This is a genomic window from Bradyrhizobium sp. SK17 (assembly GCF_002831585.1).
Lineage (GTDB): Bacteria > Pseudomonadota > Alphaproteobacteria > Rhizobiales > Xanthobacteraceae > Bradyrhizobium.
Genome location: NZ_CP025113.1, coordinates 117,463 through 136,678 on the forward strand (window position 1 = coordinate 117,463; position 19,216 = coordinate 136,678).

The 19,216-nt window shown below is 64.6% G+C and carries 16 protein-coding genes and 1 pseudogene; 5 read left to right on the plus strand and 12 right to left on the minus strand.

Annotated elements, in window-relative coordinates; genetic code table 11:
- Window positions 1–92: 92 nt before the first annotated feature.
- Complete coding sequence (locus CWS35_RS00585) at window positions 93–548, minus strand: Lrp/AsnC family transcriptional regulator (RefSeq protein ID WP_024581221.1); 456 nt, start codon at window positions 546–548, stop codon at window positions 93–95.
- Between the two features lie 156 nt (window positions 549–704).
- Here CWS35_RS00585 and CWS35_RS00590 point away from each other — a divergent pair, with 156 nt between their 5' ends.
- A complete protein-coding gene (locus tag CWS35_RS00590) occupies window positions 705–4,181 on the plus strand; it encodes an indolepyruvate ferredoxin oxidoreductase family protein (protein WP_100950206.1) in 3,477 nt (1,158 codons plus the stop codon).
- On the opposite strand, the gene mctP is transcribed toward CWS35_RS00590, so the two are convergent.
- From mctP to CWS35_RS00610, 4 genes are all read right to left on the minus strand, one after another.
- Entirely contained in the window at window positions 4,152–5,642 is a 1,491-nt protein-coding gene (gene mctP, locus CWS35_RS00595; RefSeq protein WP_100955925.1) for a monocarboxylate uptake permease MctP, read from the minus strand. The two genes, CWS35_RS00590 and mctP, sit on opposite strands and share 30 nt — an antisense overlap.
- 10 nt (window positions 5,643–5,652) lie before the next feature.
- On the minus strand, window positions 5,653–5,838 hold the full coding sequence (locus tag CWS35_RS00600; protein ID WP_024581224.1) for a DUF3311 domain-containing protein: 186 nt from the start codon (window positions 5,836–5,838) through the stop codon (window positions 5,653–5,655).
- Window positions 5,839–5,986: 148 nt separating this feature from the next.
- Window positions 5,987–6,958 carry a tripartite tricarboxylate transporter substrate binding protein gene (locus tag CWS35_RS00605; protein WP_024581225.1) on the minus strand — a complete coding sequence of 324 codons (972 nt, stop codon included), beginning with the start codon at window positions 6,956–6,958 and terminating at the stop codon, window positions 5,987–5,989.
- A gap of 249 nt (window positions 6,959–7,207) precedes the next feature.
- Window positions 7,208–8,119 carry a LysR family transcriptional regulator gene (locus CWS35_RS00610; RefSeq protein ID WP_024581226.1) on the minus strand — a complete coding sequence of 304 codons (912 nt, stop codon included), beginning with the start codon at window positions 8,117–8,119 and terminating at the stop codon, window positions 7,208–7,210.
- Window positions 8,120–8,261: 142 nt separating this feature from the next.
- Here CWS35_RS00610 and CWS35_RS00615 point away from each other — a divergent pair, with 142 nt between their 5' ends.
- The 3 genes from CWS35_RS00615 to CWS35_RS00625 all read left to right on the plus strand — a co-directional run bounded on the left by CWS35_RS00615 (window position 8,262) and on the right by CWS35_RS00625 (window position 11,969).
- Window positions 8,262–9,410 (plus strand): HlyD family secretion protein, encoded by a 1,149-nt coding sequence (locus CWS35_RS00615; RefSeq protein WP_100950208.1) that lies wholly within the window; start codon window positions 8,262–8,264, stop codon window positions 9,408–9,410.
- A gap of 466 nt (window positions 9,411–9,876) precedes the next feature.
- Window positions 9,877–11,514 carry an MDR family MFS transporter gene (locus CWS35_RS00620; RefSeq protein WP_100950210.1) on the plus strand — a complete coding sequence of 546 codons (1,638 nt, stop codon included), beginning with the start codon at window positions 9,877–9,879 and terminating at the stop codon, window positions 11,512–11,514.
- Window positions 11,511–11,969, plus strand: a complete 459-nt coding sequence (locus CWS35_RS00625) for a carboxymuconolactone decarboxylase family protein (protein ID WP_100950212.1) — start codon at window positions 11,511–11,513, stop codon at window positions 11,967–11,969. Before CWS35_RS00620 ends, CWS35_RS00625 begins: the two co-directional genes overlap by 4 nt.
- Window positions 11,970–12,106: 137 nt before the next feature.
- On the opposite strand, the gene CWS35_RS00630 is transcribed toward CWS35_RS00625, so the two are convergent.
- The 7 genes from CWS35_RS00630 to CWS35_RS00660 form a co-directional block, all read right to left on the minus strand.
- On the minus strand, window positions 12,107–12,973 hold the full coding sequence (locus tag CWS35_RS00630) for a D-amino-acid transaminase (RefSeq protein ID WP_024581230.1): 867 nt from the start codon (window positions 12,971–12,973) through the stop codon (window positions 12,107–12,109).
- 137 nt (window positions 12,974–13,110) lie between these two features.
- Window positions 13,111–13,842 carry an amino acid ABC transporter ATP-binding protein gene (locus tag CWS35_RS00635; RefSeq protein ID WP_024581231.1) on the minus strand — a complete coding sequence of 244 codons (732 nt, stop codon included), beginning with the start codon at window positions 13,840–13,842 and terminating at the stop codon, window positions 13,111–13,113.
- Window positions 13,843–14,035: 193 nt separating this feature from the next.
- Window positions 14,036–14,728 carry an amino acid ABC transporter permease gene (locus tag CWS35_RS00640; protein WP_024581232.1) on the minus strand — a complete coding sequence of 231 codons (693 nt, stop codon included), beginning with the start codon at window positions 14,726–14,728 and terminating at the stop codon, window positions 14,036–14,038.
- A gap of 2 nt (window positions 14,729–14,730) precedes the next feature.
- Window positions 14,731–15,462, minus strand: coding sequence for an amino acid ABC transporter permease (locus CWS35_RS00645; RefSeq protein ID WP_024581233.1), 732 nt, complete (start codon window positions 15,460–15,462; stop codon window positions 14,731–14,733).
- Between the two features lie 125 nt (window positions 15,463–15,587).
- A complete protein-coding gene (locus tag CWS35_RS00650; protein WP_024581234.1) occupies window positions 15,588–16,505 on the minus strand; it encodes an amino acid ABC transporter substrate-binding protein in 918 nt (305 codons plus the stop codon).
- A 28-nt stretch (window positions 16,506–16,533) separates the two neighbouring features.
- Window positions 16,534–17,397, minus strand: coding sequence for an alpha/beta fold hydrolase (locus CWS35_RS00655; RefSeq protein ID WP_100950214.1), 864 nt, complete (start codon window positions 17,395–17,397; stop codon window positions 16,534–16,536).
- On the minus strand, window positions 17,394–17,810 hold the full coding sequence (locus CWS35_RS00660) for a hypothetical protein (protein WP_100950216.1): 417 nt from the start codon (window positions 17,808–17,810) through the stop codon (window positions 17,394–17,396). Before CWS35_RS00660 ends, CWS35_RS00655 begins: the two co-directional genes overlap by 4 nt.
- 361 nt (window positions 17,811–18,171) lie before the next feature.
- Between CWS35_RS00660 and CWS35_RS00665 the strand changes: the two are divergent.
- A pseudogene (locus CWS35_RS00665) lies at window positions 18,172–19,136 on the plus strand (Bug family tripartite tricarboxylate transporter substrate binding protein).
- Window positions 19,137–19,216: the final 80 nt, after the last annotated feature.

Genomic DNA, 19,216 nt, shown 5'->3' on the forward strand with positions numbered 1-19,216 from the left:
CCGGAATCCATCAGGCCACATAACGCATGGAGTAATGGATTCCGGGCTCGTGCTTCGCACGCCCCGGAATGACGAAGAGAGAAAACTCCACCTCAAAACGGCAGCGCCACGCCGGTCTTGATCTCTTTCAGGATCACGTTGGTGCGGACGTGGCGAATGCCGGGAATGCGGAACATGAATTCGTCCAGGAATCTATTGTAGGCGTCCATGTCGCGCACCACGACGCGCAGATGATAGTCGGCGTCGCCGGTGGTCGCGAAACATTCCAGCACCTCGCGGCGCTTCGTCACCCGTGCGACGAACTCGTCGACGAACTTGACGTCGTGACGCTCGAGCGAGACATGCAGGATCGCCGAGGTCGCAAAGCCTGCGGGCTCGCGCGCGACCAGCGCGGAATAGCCCGAGATGACGCCGGACTCTTCCAGCGCGCGGACCCGGCGCCAGCACGCCGAGGTCGACATCCCGACCGTGTCGGCCAGCTGCTGGTTGGTGGCGCGGCCATCCTTTTGCAGTTCGGCGAGAATCCGCGCGTCTTGCTCTTCGACCATGCGTCAGCTCCAATTCGGTAGACTTTACCACACGGGCCACAAATTTGCGAATCTCTACCGATTTTTGACTATCGATCGAACAGATAGGTAAGACCTACCAGGCATCAGGGCATAGCCTCGTCCGGTCAGACATTGCGATTCCCGGAGGGGTCAGTCATGGGCCAGATGCCGCTGCTCGACGCCTACCAGCTCTTCGACCGCTACAGCCGCGAGCACGGCCGCGTCTTCCTCACCGGCACGCAGGCGATCGTCCGCATCGTGCTGGACCAGGCGCGGCGCGACCGTGTGGCTGGACTCAACACCGCGGGCTTCATCTCCGGCTATCGCGGCTCGCCGCTCGGCGGCGTCGATCTCGAACTATGGAAGATCAAGCAGCTGCTGACCGACAGCCGCATCGAATTCCTGCCCGCCGTGAACGAGGACCTCGCGGCGACCGCGGTGCTCGGCTCGCAGCAGGTCGAGACGCAGAAAAACCGTCAAGTCGATGGCGTGTTCGGGCTGTGGTATGGCAAGGGTCCGGGCGTCGATCGCTCCGGCGACGCGCTGAAGCACGGCAATGCCTATGGCTCCTCGCCGCACGGCGGCGTGCTGGTCGTCGCCGGCGACGACCATGGTTGCGTGTCGTCCTCGATGCCGCATCAGTCCGACGTCGCTTTCATGAGCTGGTTCATGCCGACACTGCATCCGGCCGATGTCGGCGAGTATCTCGCGTTCGGCGAATATGGCTACGCGCTCAGTCGATTTTCCGGCATGTGGGTCGGCTTCAAGGCGATCTCGGAGATCGTGGAGTCCGGTGCCTCGGTCGCGCTGTCTGCACCGCGCCGTTTCATACAGCCGGATTTCGTGCCGCCACCGGGCGGCCTGCATTATCGCTGGCCGGATCTGCCGGGCCCGCAGATCGAGGAACGGCTGGAGGCCAAGAAGCACGCGGTCTATGCCTTTGCAAAAGCCAATCCGATCGACCGCCGGATCTACGACGTGAAGGACGCACGCTACGGCATCGTCACGACTGGCAAGGCGCATCTGGATCTGATGGAGGCGCTGCGGCTGGTCGGGCTCGACGAAGCCGCGTGCCGACGCTTCGGCATCGACATCTACAAGGTCGGCATGGTGTGGCCGCTGGCGCTGCACGACGCGATGGAGTTCGTGAAGGGCAAGCGCGAGATCCTGGTGGTCGAGGAGAAGCGCGGCATCATCGAGAGCCAGTTCAAGGAGTACTTCTACGACTATCCCGGGTCGAAGCCGGAGCGGATGGTCGGCAAGCATGACGAAACCGGCGCGCGGCTGATCTCCTGGACCGGCGAATTGTCGCCGCGGATGCTGGCCGACGTGCTGGCGCGGCGGCTCGATCCGATGTTTCCCGAATTGCAGCTCGCCCGTCGCGTCGCCGCGCTCGTGCCCGAGCAGGACCGCATGATCGCAGTGCCGGGCGCTGCGCGCACGCCGTATTTCTGCTCGGGCTGCCCGCACAACACGTCGACGAAAGTGCCCGAAGGCTCGACGGCGCTGGCTGGCATCGGCTGCCATTTCATGGCGAGCTGGATGGACCGCGAGACCTCGTCGCTGATCCAGATGGGCGGCGAAGGCGTCAATTGGGCAGCGTCGTCGAAATTCACCGGCAATACGCATGTGTTCCAGAATCTCGGCGAAGGCACCTATTATCACTCCGGCTCGATGGCGATCCGCCAGGCGATCGCGGCGAAGACCAACATCACCTACAAGATCTTGTTCAACGACGCAGTCGCCATGACCGGTGGTCAGCCGGTCGACGGCCCGGTCAGCGTGCAGGCGATCGCGCATTCCGTGCGCGCCGAGGGTGTGTCGCGGATCGCGCTGGTGTCGGATGATCCCTCGCATTTCTCGTCGGCGGATCTGCCCGCTGGCGTCACGATCCATCCGCGCGAAGACATGGACGCCGTGCAGCGTGAGCTGCGCCAGATGTCCGGCGTCACCGTGCTGATCTATCAGCAGACCTGCGCCACCGAGAAGCGGCGGCGGCGCAAGCGCGGCACGGTCGTCGATCCGGCAAGGTTTGCGTACATCAACGACCTCGTCTGCGAGGGCTGCGGCGATTGCTCGGTGGAATCCAATTGCCTCAGCGTCGAGCCCAAGGAGACGCCGTTCGGCCGCAAGCGCAAGATCAACCTGTCGACCTGCAACAAGGATTTCTCCTGCCTCAACGGCTTCTGCCCGAGCTTTGTCACCGTCGAGGGCGGGAAACGACGGGCCAAGGGCGCGAGCGCGATCGATCCGCTGGCGCGCGCCGCCGCGCTGCCGGCGCCGGAGTTCACGACACTCGACACGCCCTATGATCTCCTCATCACCGGGGTCGGCGGCACCGGCGTCATCACGGTCGGCGCGCTGATCGCGATGGCCGCGCATCTCGAAGGTCGCGGCGTCTCGGTGCTCGACTTCACCGGCTTCGCGCAAAAATTCGGCCCGGTGCTGAGCTTCCTCCGGCTTGCAGCTACGCCCGATGCGCTGCACCAGGTGCGGATCGACCAGGGCGCGGCGGATGCCCTGATCGGCTGCGACCTCGTGGTCAGTTCGTCGGCCAAGGCGTCCGGCACCTATCGCAGGGGTATGCGCGCCGCGGTCAACATCGCCGAGATGCCGACCGGCGACGTGGTCCGCTTCCGCGACGCCGACCTCGCCTCGCCGGTTCGGCTTCGTGCCATCGAGCGGGTGATCGGCCCAGGCAACCTCACCACGATCGACGCCAATGCGCTGGCCGAGCGACTGCTCGGCGACAGCGTCTACGCCAACATCATGATGCTCGGCTTTGCCTGGCAGCAGGGCCTGGTGCCGGTGTCGCTGGAGGCGCTGACCCGTGCGATCGAGCTCAATGCCGTCGCGGTCGAGCGCAACAAGCAGGCCTTGGCCTGGGGCCGGCTCGCCTTCGCCGATCCGGACTTCCTGCCGAAGTCCGAGCACGCGACAACCAACGCACCGGAGACGCTCGACCAGGTGATCGCACGGCGCGCCGACTTCCTGCGCGCCTACCAGGACGACGCGTATGCCGCACGCTACCGCGCAACCGTCGACCGCGTGCGCCGCGCCGAGGCCGCGCTCGGCAGCGAAGCGCTGACCGACACCGTGGCGCGCTCGCTGTTCAAGCTGATGGCCTACAAGGACGAGTACGAGGTGGCGCGGCTGCATATGCGGACCGGCTTCCTCGACGAGCTCAGGCTCGAATTCGACGGCGACTTCACGGTCCAGTATCACCTCGCGCCGCCCTTCCTGCCGGCGCAGCGCGACGCGCGAGGACGGCCGAAGAAGCGCGCATTCGGGCCATGGATCCAAGCCCCGCTGCGGCTGCTCGCGCGGCTGAAGGGGCTGCGCGGCACGGCATTCGACGTATTCGGCTACACCGCCGAACGTCGCGCCGAGCGTGCGTTGATCGTCTGGTACGAGGCGCTGATCGAGACCATGCTCGGCAAGCTCGATGCGGCGCGGTTGCCCGATCTCATCACGCTTGCGAAGGCGCCGATGGAGATCCGCGGCTACGGGCCGGTGAAGGACGCCGCGATCGAAAAGACCAAGGCGGAGGTGGCGCGGCTCGCCGCGCAATTCACCTCCGCCCCGTCAGATCAAGGCGACGGCTCAGGCCGCCGCGCCGCGCTTGGCGGGTGAGATCAGGCTCACCACGACGGTCGCAATCACCGCCACCACGATGTTGAGCACGAGCGCCCCAAGCCCGACATAGAAGGTGTAGGTGGCATCGCCGAGCGAGATGCTGGCAAGCGGCTTCAGCCCGTTGCTCCACGCCGTGTAGGTGCCCCAGCCGATGCCGGCGGCCCAGCCGAGCAGCAGGCCCTCGGCGCGGAACCAGACCGTGAACAGGCCGAACACCAGCGCCGGCAGCGTCTGCACGATCCAGAGGCCGCCCAGGAGTTGCAGGTCGAGCGCATATTGCGTCGGCAGGAACAGGATGAAGGCGAGCGCGCCGACCTTCACCACCAGCGAGGTGATCTTGGCCACCGACGCCTCACCGGCATGCGAGATGTCCGGATTGACGTAGGACTTCCAGACATTGCGGGTGAACAGATTGGCGGCGCCGATACTCATCACCGCCGCCGGCACCAGCGCGCCGATCGCGATCGCCGAGAATGCGAAGCCGGCGAACCATTCCGGGAACAGCGTCTTGAACAGCATCGGCACCACGTCGTTCGGCGACGTCACCTTGATGCGTGCGGCATAGGCCATGTAGCCGAGCAGTGCGATCAGGCCGAGCAGCAGCGTATAGGCCGGCAGCAGGATGGCGTTCTTGCGGATGGTATCCGCCGACTTCGAGGCGAAGATGCCGGTCAGCGTGTGCGGATACATGAAGGCCGCGAGCGCCGAGCCGAGCGCCAGTGTCGCATAGGGCAGATATTGGGCCCCCTTCAGCGTCAATCCGGTGGCGCCGCCCTTGGCCGCGAAGGCGTCGTTGGCGGCCGAGAACACCGCGCCATAGCCGCCGAGCTTCGACGGCACCACGACCACGGCCGTCAGCACCACGATATAGATCATGATGTCCTTGACGAAGGCGATCAGCGCCGGCGCGCGCAGGCCGGAGCTATAGGTATAGAGCGCGAGGATCACGAAGGCGGCGATGATCGGCAGCTCGCCGGTCAGGCCCATCGCCTTGATCACGACCTCCATGCCGATCAGCTGCAACGCGATGTAAGGCATGGTCGCCACCAGGCCGGTCAGCGCCACCGCGAGTTCGAGCGCGCGCGAGCCGTAGGCACCGTGCACGACGTCGGCTGCGGTGACATAGCCATTGGCATGCGCCTTCTTCCACAGCACCGGCATGACCGCGAACACGAAGGGATAGACGATGATGGTGTAGGGCAGCGCGAAGAATCCGTAGGCGCCGACCGCGTAGACCAGCGCCGGCACCGCGATCACGGTGTAGGCCGTGTAGAAATCGCCGCCGACCAGGAACCAGGTAATCCAGGTGCCGAATTGGCGGCCACCGAGACCCCATTCGTCGAGATGCTCGTTGACCGGGCCGGATTTCCAGCGCGCCGCGAAGAAGCCCATCACGGTGACGAGAGCGAAGAAGAAGATGAAGACGGAGAGCGCCACCCAGGCGACGTGATCGGTCATGGCCGCCCCCTCACCGCTGCTCATCGGCATCGGGCTGGCGGCTGCGATAGACCAGCCAGATCAGCAGCGAGGAGATCGGCACCCAGGCGAGCTGGTACCAGTAGAAGAAGGGAAAGCCGAACAGCGACGGCTCGGCGAAATTATAGAACGGTACCCATAGCAAGCCGATGAACGGCAGCAGCAACAGAATCCACATGGCCCACTCCCCAACCCGAGATCTGATTAGACCGGCGATGTTGCCGGTGTCCCGTCATCAACGACCCCAGGAACCATTTGTTGCGTCTAGAATCACGGTTGCGGCATGGCGATGCAAAAAGATGTGATCGCCGCGCCGGGCAACCAGCCTACTCGGCTTTGATGCCGGCGTCCTCAATCACCTTGCGCCAGCGCGCCTCCTCACCGGCAAAGTAGCGGTCGAGCTCTGCGGGCGGTGCAGCGACCATCACGAGGCCCTCATTGACGGCGAGCTTCTTGAAGGCCTCCGCCTGCACCGCCCTGGCGGCTGATTTGTTGAGACGGTCGATGATGTCGGGCGGCGTGTTCGCAGGTGCGTAAAGGCCGTACCAGGATTCCGCGGCGTAGCCCTGCACACCGGCTTCAGCGACCGTCGGCAATTGCGGGAACGACGGCGAACGCCCGGCCGACGTGACCCCGATCGCGCGCAACTGCCCGGCCTCGACCAGCGACGCACAGCTTGCCACCGTGGTGAACATCACCTGGATCTGGCCGCCGATCAGGTCGGTGATCGCCGGCGCCGCGCCCTTGTAGGGCACGGTGGTGAGATTGACGCCGGCCATGTGCTTGAACAATTCGCCGGCGAGATGCGCCGAGGTGCCGGTGCCATAAGTGCCGTAGGACAGTTTTTCCGGATCGGCCCTGGCGGCGGCGATCAGGTCCTTGATCGACTTGATCGGCGACGCCGGATTGACCACGACGACATTGAACGAGCGCGCCACCAGCGCCACCGGCGCGAAGTCCTTGTGCGGATCGTAGGGCAGCTTGCGGTAGAGGCTCGGGTTGACCGCATTGGCGAAGGTCGCCATCAGCAGCGTGTAGCCATCGGGCGGGCTCGCCGCGACGCTCTGCGTGCCGATGATGGTGCCGGCGCCCGGCTTGTTCTCGATGATGACGGTGACGCCGAGATCCTTTTGCATCTCCTGTGCCAGCGTACGCGCGACGACGTCGGTGCCGCCGCCTGGCGCGAACGGCACCACGATCCTGACCAGGTGATCGGGATAGGCGGCGCACACGGGCGTATGCAGCAGCACGGATGCTGCGAGCGCGAACAGAAGCGATGCGAGGAGACGAAGCGGCATGGCAGGCTCCGGCGACAGGCGATGTATTCTTGATACACGCCCATGCCATGCAAGGGATGCCGGGCGGCCATGATGCTGGAGGAAGCGCTGAGCTATTGGTCCCGTCATCCTGAGGAGCGCGCAGCGCGTCTCGAAGGATGCACGGCCCGCGCTGTGGCCGATTCATCCTTCGAGACGCCGCTTCGCGGCTCCTCAGGATGACGGGGAGAAATCGGAGTGCGTCCTTCTCGCAACGACGGCCTAACCGCCTCACGAATACGGATTGATCAGCTTCTGCTGTTCGGTGGCATGGCGCACCAGGAGATCGATGAAGATGCGGACCTTGGCCGAGAGATGATGACGGTGCGGATAGACCGCGTTCATCGTCAGTTCGACCGGCCGGTACTCGGGCAGCAGCCGCACCAATTGTCCCGACTCCAATTCGTCGCGGACCAGGAAGCCCGCCGCGAGGAAGACGCCGACACCGGCAAGCGCCGCGAGCTTCAGCGTTTCGCCGCTGTTGGAGAGCAGATTGCCGGAGACGCGCACCGCGGCCGGCGTGCCCTTGCGGTCGGTGAAGCGCCATTCGTCGCCGTAGGGGTAATGGGCATGGCGCATGCAGTTGCGCGCGGAGAGATCGGCGAGCTGCCCGGGCTTGCCGTGCTGCTCGATATAGCCGTGCGACGCGCACAGCACATGGCGCCAGGTCGCGATGGTGCGCACGATCAGGCTGGAGTCGGGCACCGGGGTCATGCGCACCGCGAGATCGTAGTTCTCGTCGATCAGATCGGCATTGCGCTCGCCGATCATGAGATCGATCTTGACCTCGGGATAGGTCGCCAGGAACTCGGCCACCGCCGGCGACAGGAACTGGACAAGATGGGTGTTGGTGAAGATGCGCAGCGTGCCGCGCGGCACCGATTGCTGCGCGCCCGCGACCTCATCGGCATGCTCGATATCGGCGAGGATCTGGACACAGCGGTCGTAATAGGCCTGGCCGATTTCGGTGACGCTGACCTTGCGCGTGGTGCGGTTGAGCAGCCGGGCGCCGAGCCGGTCCTCCAGCGACTGGACGTGGTTGCTCACCATCGTGGTCGACATGTTGAGCTTGCGGCCGGCCGCGGAAAAGCCGCCGGTGTCCACGACCCGGACGAAGGCGGTCAGACTGGTCAGGCGATCCATCGTGCAAGGTCCGGATTATCAGCGCTGGCTTGATAATGCTTCCAGTTTTATCGGGATTATCACAGCGGGAAGGATATTGCATCTAAAGGGCGATACCCGGCGCCCTTACTGGAAGGACGCGAATGTTCGACCGGAGGATGCCATGTCGGCTACCACCTATGTCCCTGAAGAATCGACAAAAATAGGCCTTCGCCCGTCGCGCGCCACGGTCAAGCGGGCGGCGATCGGATTGGCTGCGCTGATCGGCATCGGCGTGGCCGCCGACTTTGGCTACGACTACGTCACCACCGGCCGTTACCTCGAGTCGACCGATGACGCTTATGTGAAAGCGGACTCCACGATCATCGCGCCGAAAGTGTCGGGCTACATCGCCCAGGTGCTGGTCACCGACAACCAGCCGGTGAAGGCCGGCCAGGTGCTGGCCCAGATCGACGACCGCGACTACCGCACGGCGCTCGGCCAGGCCAAGGCGGATGTCGACGCCGCCAGCGCGTCGGTGCGCAATCTCGATGCCCAGCTCGAATTGCAGCAGCCGATCATCGACCAGAGCACCGCCGATGTCGACGCCGCCGAGGCCAATCTGAAATTCGCCCAGGAAGAGCAGACCCGCTACGACGGGCTGATGAAGTCCGGCTCCGGCACCATCCAGCGCGCGCAGCAGACCGACGCGGCGCTGCGCGCCAACACCGCGCAGCTCCAGCACGCGAAGTCGGCACTGTCGGCGGCGCAGCGCAAGGTCGACGTGTTGACCACGCAGCGCGCCCAGGCGGTCGCGCAGGTCGATCGGGCCCGCGCGGTCGAGCAGCAGGCCGAGTTGAACCTGTCCTACACACGGATCACCGCGCCGGTCGACGGCACGGTCGGCGCCCGCACGCTCCGGGTCGGGCAATATGTGCAGGCCGGCACCCAGCTGATGGCAGTGGTGCCGCTCGACGCGGTCTATGTGGTCGCCAATTTCAAGGAGACCCAGCTGACCCATGTGCGCAACGGCCAGCCGGTCGAACTCACCGTCGACAGCTTTCGCGGCACGACCTTGAAGGGCCATGTCGACAGCCTGTCGCCCGCGAGCGGCCTCGAATTCGCACTGCTGCCGCCCGACAACGCCACCGGCAACTTCACCAAGATCGTGCAGCGCGTGCCGGTGAAGATCGTGCTCGACGATCACAGCCTGACCGGCCTGCTGCGCCCGGGCATGTCGGCGATCCCGACGGTGAACACCAAAGCCACGGTGCTCGCCGAACGTGACGAGAAGCGGCGGCTTGCGGCGGCGGCGCGGCCGAGCGGCGGCTAGGACTGAGCGGCACCTCGACGAACTGACGCGATCGATCACCGTATCGGTGGTCGGTAGCGTTATGCGTCTTCCTTCGTCCCGCGCCCACAGGCGGTAGGGCTCCCTCCCCCCTTGTGGGGGAGGGTTGGGGAGAGGGGCGCGCTTGCGCTGAGGGTTCAACCTATTGTGCGAACGCAACTGCTGAGAGGTTCGACGTACAGCAGCATTGAAGCGGGTCGCTCTGAATCTCCGACGTCAGCGCCCGGGGCCACCCCTCTCCCCACCCTCCCCCGCAAGGGGGAGGGAGCCTGACCAGCGTGCTCACCTCACTGGTCGACACACCTCTGCAAACCGAACGGCGAACCATCGCGCGTCGCAAGCTCGATCGCGATTATCAATCAGAACGGAACAATCCTTCCAGTCTTTCCCGGATTATCGAAGCCGGCCGCCTAATGCATGTTGGTGATGCAAGCGAGAGAACACGCCGATGACCGCGCTCCAGCCCACAGCCAACGCCGCAGCCCTCACCGCCCCCGCAACACCAGCGGCGCCCGCGGTCTCCGCCAAGACCTGGATCGCGGTGATCGGCGCCAATCTCGGCGCGTTCATGGCGGTGCTCAACATCCAGATCGTCAACGCCTCGCTCGCCGACGTGCAGGGCGCGATCGGCGCGGGGATCGACGACGGCGGCTGGATCTCGACCTCCTATCTGATCGCCGAGATCGTGGTGATCCCGCTCTCCGGCTGGCTCGCGCAGGTGTTCTCGGTGCGCACCTATCTGCTCACCAACGCATTCCTGTTCCTGGTGTTCTCCGGAGCCTGCGCGCTGGCGCATGATCTGCCGCAGATGATCGCGCTGCGCGCGGTGCAGGGCTTCACCGGCGGCGTGCTGATCCCGATGGCGTTCACGCTGATCATCACGCTGTTGCCGAAGGCCAAGCAGCCGGTCGGGCTCGCGCTGTTCGCGCTGTCGGCGACCTTCGCGCCGGCGATCGGCCCGACCATCGGCGGCTATCTCACCGAGAACTGGGGCTGGCAGTACATCTTCTATGTCAATTTGGTGCCGGGCGCGATCATGATCGGCATGCTGTACGTCTCGCTCGATCCGAGCCCGATGAAGCTGTCGCTGATCCGCCAGGGCGACTGGCTCGGCATCATCACCATGGCGATCGGCCTTGCCGCGCTTCAGACCGTGCTGGAAGAGGGCAACAAGGACGACTGGTTCGGCTCGCCCTTCATCGTCCGCCTGTCGGTGATCGCGGCCGTGGCGCTGGTCGCCTTCCTGATCGTCGAATTCACCGTGGAGAAGCCGCTGCTCAATCTGCGCCTGCTCGCCCGCCGCAATTTCGGCTTCGGCATGCTGGCGAACTTCCTGCTCGGCATCGCGCTGTACGGTTCGGTGTTCATCCTGCCGCAGTATCTGTCGCGCATCCAGGGCTACAACGCCGAGCAGATCGGCATGGTGCTGGCGTGGACCGGGCTGCCGCAGCTGGTGCTGATCCCGCTGGTGCCGCGGCTGATGCAGCGCTTCGACCCCCGCATCATCATCAGCGTCGGCTTCGCGCTGTTCGCCGGCTCCAACTTCATGAACATCTTCATGACCAACGACTATGCCACCGACCAGCTATTCTGGCCCAACATCGTCCGCGCCATCGGCCAGGCCCTGGTGATGGCGCCGCTTTCGGCGGTGGCGACCGCGGGCATTGAGCTCGAGAACGCGGGCTCCGCCTCGGCCTTGTTCAACATGATGCGCAATCTCGGCGGCGCGGTCGGCATCGCGGTGTTGCAGACGGTGCTGACCAAGCGCGAACAATATCATTCCAACGTGCTGATGCAGTCGGTCTCACTGCTCGAGCAAGCGACACGGACCCGGATCGAGCAGTTGACGCAATATTTCATGAACCACGGCGTCGCCGACCAGGCCGCGGCCACCCACCGCGCGATCGCGGCGATCGGCAATGTCGTGCAGAAGCAGGCCTACATCCTTGCCTTCAGCGACACCTTCTATCTGCTCGGCGTGGCGCTGATCGTGGCGCTGGCCGCGACACTGTTGTTGAAGAAGCCGGGCCAGCTCGCCGGCGGGGGCGCACTAACAAGCAAGCACAACCAAGGAGAACGACCATGAAAGCCCGTATGAATTTCTACCAGGCCGCCCCCGACACCATCAAGGCGCTCGTCGCCGTGGAAAACGAGATCACCGCGAGCGGCCTCGAGCAATCGCTGATCGAGCTGGTCAAGACCCGCGCCTCCCAGATCAACGGCTGCGCCTATTGCATCAACATGCACACCGAAGACGCCCGCAAGCATGGCGAGACCGAACAGCGGCTCCATCTGCTCAACGCCTGGCGCGAGTCGCCGCTCTACAGCGAGCGTGAGCGCGCGGCGCTGGCCTGGACCGAAGCCTTGACGCTGGTGTCAGAAACGCATGCGCCCGACGCCGACTATGAGGCGGTGCATGCCGAGTTCACCGACGGCGAACTGGTCAACCTGACCGTGCTGATCGGCGCCATCAACGCCTGGAACCGGATCGCGATCGGCTTCCGCGCGGTGCATCCGGTGAAAGTGAAGGTGACGGCGTGAGACCCCTCCTTCGTCATTCCGGGGCGCGCCAATTGGCGCGAGCCCGGAATCCATACTCACGATCGTGGTTATAGGTTCCGGGCTCATCGCTTCGCGATGTCCCGGAATGACGAGAGGAGAGTTCTGCGCAGTCCACCCTAAACCGCCGTCGCCTTGGCGAACTCGACATAGATCTCGCGCAGACGATCGGTGATCGGGCCGACCTTGCCATTGCCGACCTGCTTGCCGTCGATCGCGACCACGCCCTGCACGAACACCGAGGCGCTGGTGATGAAGGCTTCCTTGGCGGCGAGCGCTTCCTCGACCGTGAAGGCGCGCTCCTCGATGCGAAGCTGGCGCTCCTCGGCGAGCTTGACCACCGCCTTGCGGGTGCAGCCGGGCAGGATCTCGTTGCCGTTCTGCCGCGTCACGATGACGTCGTCCTGGGTGACGATGAAGGACGAGGACGACCCTCCTTCGGTCACCTTGCCGTCCTCGATCATCCAGGCCTCGCCGGCGCCGGCCGCCGCCGCGGCCTGCTTGGCCAAGACCTGCGCGAGCAGCGCCACGCTCTTGATGTCGCGCCGCTCCCAGCGGATATCGGGCACAGTGATGACGTTGATGCCGGTCTTGGCCGAGGGCGCGTTGATGATGTCCTTTTCCGAGGTGAACATCACGAGCGTCGGCTTGACGTTGGCCTCCGCCTTTGGAAAGGCGAAATCCCGGCCCTTGTCGGCGCCGCGGGTGACTTCGAGATAGACCATGCCATTGACGAGGTCGTTGCGCTTCACCAGTTCCTTCTGGATTTCCTCGATCCGCTCCAGCGTCTCCGGCAGCGCCAGCTGGATCTCGCCGACCGACCGCTTCAGCCGCGCCAGGTGCGAGGCATTGTCGATCAGCTTGCCCTCGAGCACCGCGGCCACCTCGTAGATGCCGTCGGCAAACAGGAAACCGCGGTCGAACACCGAGACCTTGGCCTCGGAATGCGGCACGTACGAGCCGTTGACGTAAGCGATCTTTTCCACGCGAGTTCTCCTGCGGACGAAGGGGGAGTTTCAGGCCTTCGTATACGCAAAATGTTGACGGGGATAAACCCTTCCCGCCGTCATTCCGGGGCTCGCGCTACGCGCGCCCCGGAATGACGTGTGGGGAGGTCAACACCTCAATGCTGCAAGATCTTCGACAGAAACTTCTGCGCGCGGTCGCTGCGGGGCGTACCGAAGAAGTCGGCCTTCTTGGCATCCTCGACGATCTCGCCGCGGTCCATGAAGATGACACGGTCGGCGACCTTGTTGGCGAATCCCATTTCGTGGGTCACCACCATCATGGTCATGCCCTCGCGGGCGAGGTCGACCATGACGTCGAGCACCTCGCTGATCATCTCGGGGTCGAGCGCGGAGGTCGGCTCGTCGAACAGCATCGCGATCGGATCCATCGCCAGCGCCCGGGCGATGGCGACGCGCTGCTGCTGGCCGCCGGACAGTTCGGCGGGAAATTTCTTTGCGTGATCCTTCAGCCCGACGCGCTCCAGCAGCTTCATGCCCTTGGCCATGGCGTCGTCATGCTTGCGGCCGAGCACCTTCTCCTGCGCGAGGCAGAGGTTGTCGATGATCCGTAGATGCGGGAACAGCTCGAAATGCTGAAACACCATGCCGACGCGGGAGCGCAGCTTCGGCAGGTTCGTCTTGGGATCGTTGACCTTGACGCCGTCGAGGATGATCTCGCCGTCCTGGATCGGCTCCAGCGCGTTGACGCATTTGATCAATGTCGACTTGCCCGACCCGGACGGGCCGCAGACCACGACCACCTCGCCCTTGGCAACGCTGGTGGTGCAGTCCTTCAGCACCTGGAAGCTCGGCCCGTACCATTTGTTGACGTGCTTGATCTCGATCATGATGGCTCAGCGGTTGAAGCAAATGCGGGACATCACCTCTCCCATGGGGAGAGGTCGGATCGCGCAAGCGATCCGGGTGAGGGGCTTGGCTCCATCGATGGACCAGAGCTCCTCACCCGGCGCTATGCGCCGACCTCTCCCATGGGGAGAGGTGAAGGAGCTCGTGGCTCGAATTGATAGCCGCATGTCAATGCTACCTGACAATGGCGATGCGCGATTGCAGGCGGCGGACGCCAAACGACGCGATACAGGAAATGACGAAGTAGACCAGCGCGGCGAACAGGTACATTTCGACCAGGCGGCCGTCGCGCTGCGCGACCTTGCTGGCGGCGCCGAGGAAATCCGGGATCGACAGCACGTAGACCAGCGAGGTGTCCTGGAACAGCACGATGGTCTGCGTCAGCAGCACCGGCAGCATGTTGCGGAACGCCTGCGGCAGCACGATGTAGCGCATCGACTGCGCATAGGTCAGGCCGAGCGCGCTGGCGGCGGCCGGCTGGCCGCGCGAGATCGACTGGATGCCGGCGCGCATGATCTCGGAGAAGTACGCCGCCTCGAATGCGATGAAGGTGATCAGCGAGGAGGCGAAGGCGCCGACCGCGATCGGCCGCGACGCGCCGGTCAGCCACTGCCCGATATAGGGCACCAGGAAGTAGAACCAGAAGATCACCAGCACCAACGGCAGCGAGCGGATGAAGTCGACATAGAAGCCCGCGATGCGGCCGAGCACCTTGTAGCTCGACAACCGCATCAGGGCGATCATTGTGCCGAACACCAGGCCGCCGAGCGTTGCGAGCGCGGTCAGCGTCAGCGTGAACCGCATGCCCTCGAAGAACAGGTAGGGCAGCGCGCGGCGGATGACGTCGAAATCGAAATTCGCGAGCATGGTCATTTGCCCGTGATGTAGCCGGGGATCGCCACGTAGCGCTCGAGGAAGCGCATCGCGGTCACCACGACGAAATTGAGGAGGAGATAGAGCACGGTTGCCGCGGTGAACGCCTCGAACACCTGGAACGAGAATTCCTGCATCGAGCGGGCTTGGCCGGTCAGTTCGATCAGGCCGATGGTGATGGCCACGGCGCTGTTCTTGATGGTGTTGAGGAACTCGGACGTCAGCGGCGGCAGGATGATGCGGAACGCCATCGGCAGCAGCACGTAGCGATAGCCCTGCACCGTGGTGAGCCCGAGCGCCGTTGCGGCCTGCTTCTGCCCGCGCGGCAGCGAGGAGATGCCGGCCTGCAATTGCACGGCGACGCGCGCCGACATGAAGAAGCCGATGCCGATCGCGGCGGTCCAGAACGGCGCGTTCGGCAACTGCTTCAGCCACAGCCCGGCGGATTTCGGCAGCAATTCGGGCAGCACGAAGAACCACAGGAACAGCTGCACCAGCAGCGGCATGTTGCGGAAGAACTCGACCCAGCAGAAGCCGATCCACGACGCCGTCCGCGACGGCAGCGTGCGCAGCACGCCGATCACGGAGCCGAAGATCAGCGCGATGACCCAGGCCAGCAGCGACACCTTGACGGTGACCACCAGTCCCGCCAGCAACAGGTCGAGATAGGTGCCGGTCCCCATCGGGTTCGGCTCAAGGAAGATGTGCCAGTTCCAATTGTAGTTCACGTGTCCCCGCGCTCCCGCGCCGATGACGCATTACGCCAACATCAAGCGTGGCGTCTATGCAAATGTCCGGCCATTCTCCTCCAGAATGGCCGGACACGCTTACGTTAGACTAACGGCTCTCGCGATCAGTTGACCAGATAGGCATCCGGATCGGGCGAATCCGACGGCTTGGCAAGCTGCTTCTTCATCTCCGGCCCCAACGGAACGTTGAGGTTCAGGCCCTTCGGCGGGATCTTCTGGTTGAACCACTTGTCGTAGAGTTTCAAGCCCTCGTCGCTGGTGTAGAGCGCGGCGGTGGCAGCATCGGCAACCTTCTTGAACGGCACGTCGTCCTTGCGCAGCATGATGCCATAGGGCTCGGGCTTGGAGAATGCGTCCTTGGACAGCACATAGTCGCCCGGCGACTTCGAACTGGCGACCAGGCTCGCGAGCAGGATGTCGTCCATCACGAACGCCGCGGCGCGATCGGTCTCGACCATCAGGAAGGCCTCGGCATGGTCCTTGGCCGGGATGATGTTGATGTTCAGCCCGCGCGCGAGATTGGCCTCGGTGAGCTGCTTGATGTTGGTGGTGCCGGCGGTGGAGACCACCGTCTTGCCCTTCAGATCGTCGATCGAATTGATCTTGCTCGCCTTCTTCGTCACGTAGCGGCTCGCGGTGAGGAAGTGGCTGTTGGTGAACCAGACCTGCTTCTGGCGCTCGGCATTGTTGGTGGTCGAGCCGCATTCGAGGTCGACGGTGCCGTTTGCCATCAGCGGGATACGCGTCGCCGAGGTGACCGGGTTGAGCTTGACCTCGAGCTTGTCGAGTTTGAGCTCCTTCTTCACGGCATCGACGATCTTGTAGCAGATGTCCATGGCGTAGCCGACCGGCTTCTGGTTGTCGTCCAGATAGGAGAACGGAATCGAGGAATCGCGGTAGCCGAGCGTGATCACGCCGGTGTCCTTGATGTTCTTCAGCGTCCCGGTGAGTTCTTCGGCCTGCGCCTGGCTCGCGCCGAGCGCGGCAGCGAGCGCGAAGCCAATGAGATATTTGCGTGTCATACGTCTACTCCTTCGTGGAAACGGTCGATCAATGCGTGAGAATGTCGGCGAGGACGGGTGCGATATAGCGTCGAAACTGTTCGGGATTCTCGCTCATCGGAAAATGACCGAGCTTCTCCATGATCGTGACGCTGGCGCCCCCTATTGCCGCTGCGGTCCGCCTCGTGTCGTCGGGCGTGCAGGAGAAATCATACTCGCCCGTGAGCAGATAGAGCTTGCATACTTTAGTATCGATTGACGCGACCCGGCCGCGCAGGTCGCCGTCGACACGATAGAAGTAGAGGTCGCCCTTGAACACGCCGGGGCCGCCCTGCTTGTAGGCCCACAGCGTTTCCATCCGCGCGGGCTCCGGGCTCTGCGGGGCAATCAGCCCCGACACCAGCGCCGCACAGACCTCGCCGCCGTGAACGTCGGGGCGGTTCAGCCAGTCGGTGTCATACCACGGCGCCTGGAAATCGGCGGCCTCGAGCCCGATCAGCGCGCGGAACTCGGCAGCGTGCGCGATCGCGAGGTTGAGCACGATGCGGCCGCCGATCGAGCAGCCCATCACGACCGGCTTCTCCAGCCGCAGCGCGCGGCAGAAGGCGCGGATCGTCTCGGTGTAGCGCGCGGTGGTGAGCTGGTATTCATCGCCGGTCCAGCTTTTCGGCGGATTCGACTTGCCATGCCAGGGCATATCGAAGGCAATGATGCGGAAGTTTTCGGCAAACTGCGCATCAGCGAGCAGATGCCGCCACTGCCGCGCATCGGATCCCGCGGTGTGCAGGCAGACCAGCGGAATGCCCTGGCCGTGCTCCTCGAAATAGATCCGGTGCAGCTCGCCGCCGATCTCGACGTGAACGTAGCGGCCGACCATCGGCTCGATATGGCCGTTCGCGAGGGGCCCACTCATGATGCAGCCGCCACGATCCGCTGCCGCGGCAGCGCCAGCAGGTCCTTGAAATACTGGAGATGCGCCATGAAGGGGTGCAGATCGCCTTCCAGCACCGCCTCGCCGCGCTTGGTCAGCGCCAGCAGATCGTGCCAGCCGGGCTTCGGCTCGGGCTGCCAATAGGCGGACCAGGCCTGCGGCGTCGCGCGATAGGCGAAGCGCCACGAGCGCATCAGCACCGGCGACGGCACCAGCTCGACGATGCGCCCGGCACGGATCGCAGCATGGAACGGCCGCGCCATCGGGCCGAGCAGGCAGTCGCAGTCCAGCAGTCGGCCGCGCCGGAGCAGCGCAGGCGCCTGATCCAGCAATGCGGGAAGGCCGGCAAACGCGCTGATGACGGCGTCGTCGGTAGCGTCAGGCGATGGCGTCATCGGGTGGGCAGGTTTCCTGCGACGGACGGTACCATGATGGCCGGAAGCGCCGGTTCTCGCAAGGCACCGATGCCCTTGGGTTCCCTAGATAATTCGCTTGACCAAACCGGGCTTGCCGGTCAGCCGCGCGCTTCCCCATGCGGCCAGGGACTGCCAATCCGTCGGACCGGATGCCGATCTAATTCCGTCGCTCGGCAGGTCGCGGCAGACCAATTGTCGCAGCCGGCGCTTCGAGACCAATTCGCGCTTCCGTTGCCCGCCGCGTTCTGCAATGCGCTTTCATGTCCCTGCGATGACAGGGGCGATCATTGCCAATTCCGGACAAGACGGGGGTCGCGATCGGGCCCAGGGAGAGATCGAGATGTCGCAACGAAATCGCTTGATGGTCCTGCTCGCGGCCGCCGGCATGCTGGTGTCGGTTGCCGCGCACGCGCAGGATTATCCGACCAAGCCGATCACGCTGATCGTGCCATGGCCGGCGGGCGGCTCGACCGATATCTCGATGCGCGCGATCGCCGAGAGCGCCTCCAAGGTGCTGGGCCAGCCGATCGCGGTCGACAACAAAGCGGGCGGCGGCGGCACCGTGGGCCCGGCGACCATGGCCGCGGGCGCCAAGCCCGACGGCTACACCATCGCACAGCTTCCGATCACCGTGTTCCGCCTGCCGCTGATGCAGGAGGTGTCGTGGGATCCGGCGAAGGATTTCTCCTACATCATCCACCTCACCGGCTACACCTTCGGCGTCACCACCAATGCGGAGTCGCAATTCAAGACCTGGCAGGACGTGGTCGATTTCGCCAAGAAGAATCCCGGCAAGGTGACCTATGCGACGCCGGCACCGGCACCTCGCTGCATGTTGGCATGGAGCAGGTCGCCCTGATGGCCGGGATCAAGCTGACCCAGGTGCCGTTCAAGGGCGGTGCCGAGACCAACGCCGCGGTGCTCGGCCAGCACACCATGCTGCAGGCGGATTCCACCGGCTGGCGGCCGCTGGTCGATGCCGGCAAGCTCCGCCTGCTGATGGTGTGGACCGGCACGCGCTCGCCGAACTATCCCGACGTGCCGACGCTGAAGGAGCTCGGCTATCCCATGATCTACGACTCGCCGTTCGGCATCGCCGGCCCCAAGGGCATGGACCCCAAGATCGTCGCCAAGCTGCACGACGCCTTCAAGAAGGCGATCGAGGACCCGGCGGTGATCGCGACGCTCGCCAAATACGACATGGTGCCGAACTACAAGAACACCGAGGACTACAAGAAGTTCGTGGTCGAGGTCACCGAGTCCGAGCGCAAGGTGATCGACACGCTCGGTCTGGCGAAGAAGTAGAGTTCAGTCCGCTACGACGGGACTCACAACGGGATGCGCGAGAACCACCCCGGTGTCGTCCCGGCGAAAGCCGGGACCCA

Excerpts from the sequence above, each read along its gene's own strand:
- CWS35_RS00585 (WP_024581221.1), bottom strand. The coding sequence starts at position 548 with ATGGTCGAAGAGCAAGACGCGCGGATTCTCGCCGAACTGCAAAAGGAT.
- CWS35_RS00590 (WP_100950206.1), top strand. The coding sequence starts at position 705 with ATGGGCCAGATGCCGCTGCTCGACGCCTACCAGCTCTTCGACCGCTAC.
- mctP (WP_100955925.1), bottom strand. The coding sequence starts at position 5,642 with ATGACCGATCACGTCGCCTGGGTGGCGCTCTCCGTCTTCATCTTCTTC.
- CWS35_RS00600 (WP_024581224.1), bottom strand. The coding sequence starts at position 5,838 with ATGTGGATTCTGTTGCTGCTGCCGTTCATCGGCTTGCTATGGGTACCG.
- CWS35_RS00605 (WP_024581225.1), bottom strand. The coding sequence starts at position 6,958 with ATGCCGCTTCGTCTCCTCGCATCGCTTCTGTTCGCGCTCGCAGCATCC.
- CWS35_RS00610 (WP_024581226.1), bottom strand. The coding sequence starts at position 8,119 with ATGGATCGCCTGACCAGTCTGACCGCCTTCGTCCGGGTCGTGGACACC.
- CWS35_RS00615 (WP_100950208.1), top strand. The coding sequence starts at position 8,262 with ATGTCGGCTACCACCTATGTCCCTGAAGAATCGACAAAAATAGGCCTT.
- CWS35_RS00620 (WP_100950210.1), top strand. The coding sequence starts at position 9,877 with ATGACCGCGCTCCAGCCCACAGCCAACGCCGCAGCCCTCACCGCCCCC.
- CWS35_RS00625 (WP_100950212.1), top strand. The coding sequence starts at position 11,511 with ATGAAAGCCCGTATGAATTTCTACCAGGCCGCCCCCGACACCATCAAG.
- CWS35_RS00635 (WP_024581231.1), bottom strand. The coding sequence starts at position 13,842 with ATGATCGAGATCAAGCACGTCAACAAATGGTACGGGCCGAGCTTCCAG.
- CWS35_RS00640 (WP_024581232.1), bottom strand. The coding sequence starts at position 14,728 with ATGCTCGCGAATTTCGATTTCGACGTCATCCGCCGCGCGCTGCCCTAC.
- CWS35_RS00650 (WP_024581234.1), bottom strand. The coding sequence starts at position 16,505 with ATGACACGCAAATATCTCATTGGCTTCGCGCTCGCTGCCGCGCTCGGC.
- CWS35_RS00655 (WP_100950214.1), bottom strand. The coding sequence starts at position 17,397 with ATGAGTGGGCCCCTCGCGAACGGCCATATCGAGCCGATGGTCGGCCGC.
- CWS35_RS00660 (WP_100950216.1), bottom strand. The coding sequence starts at position 17,810 with ATGACGCCATCGCCTGACGCTACCGACGACGCCGTCATCAGCGCGTTT.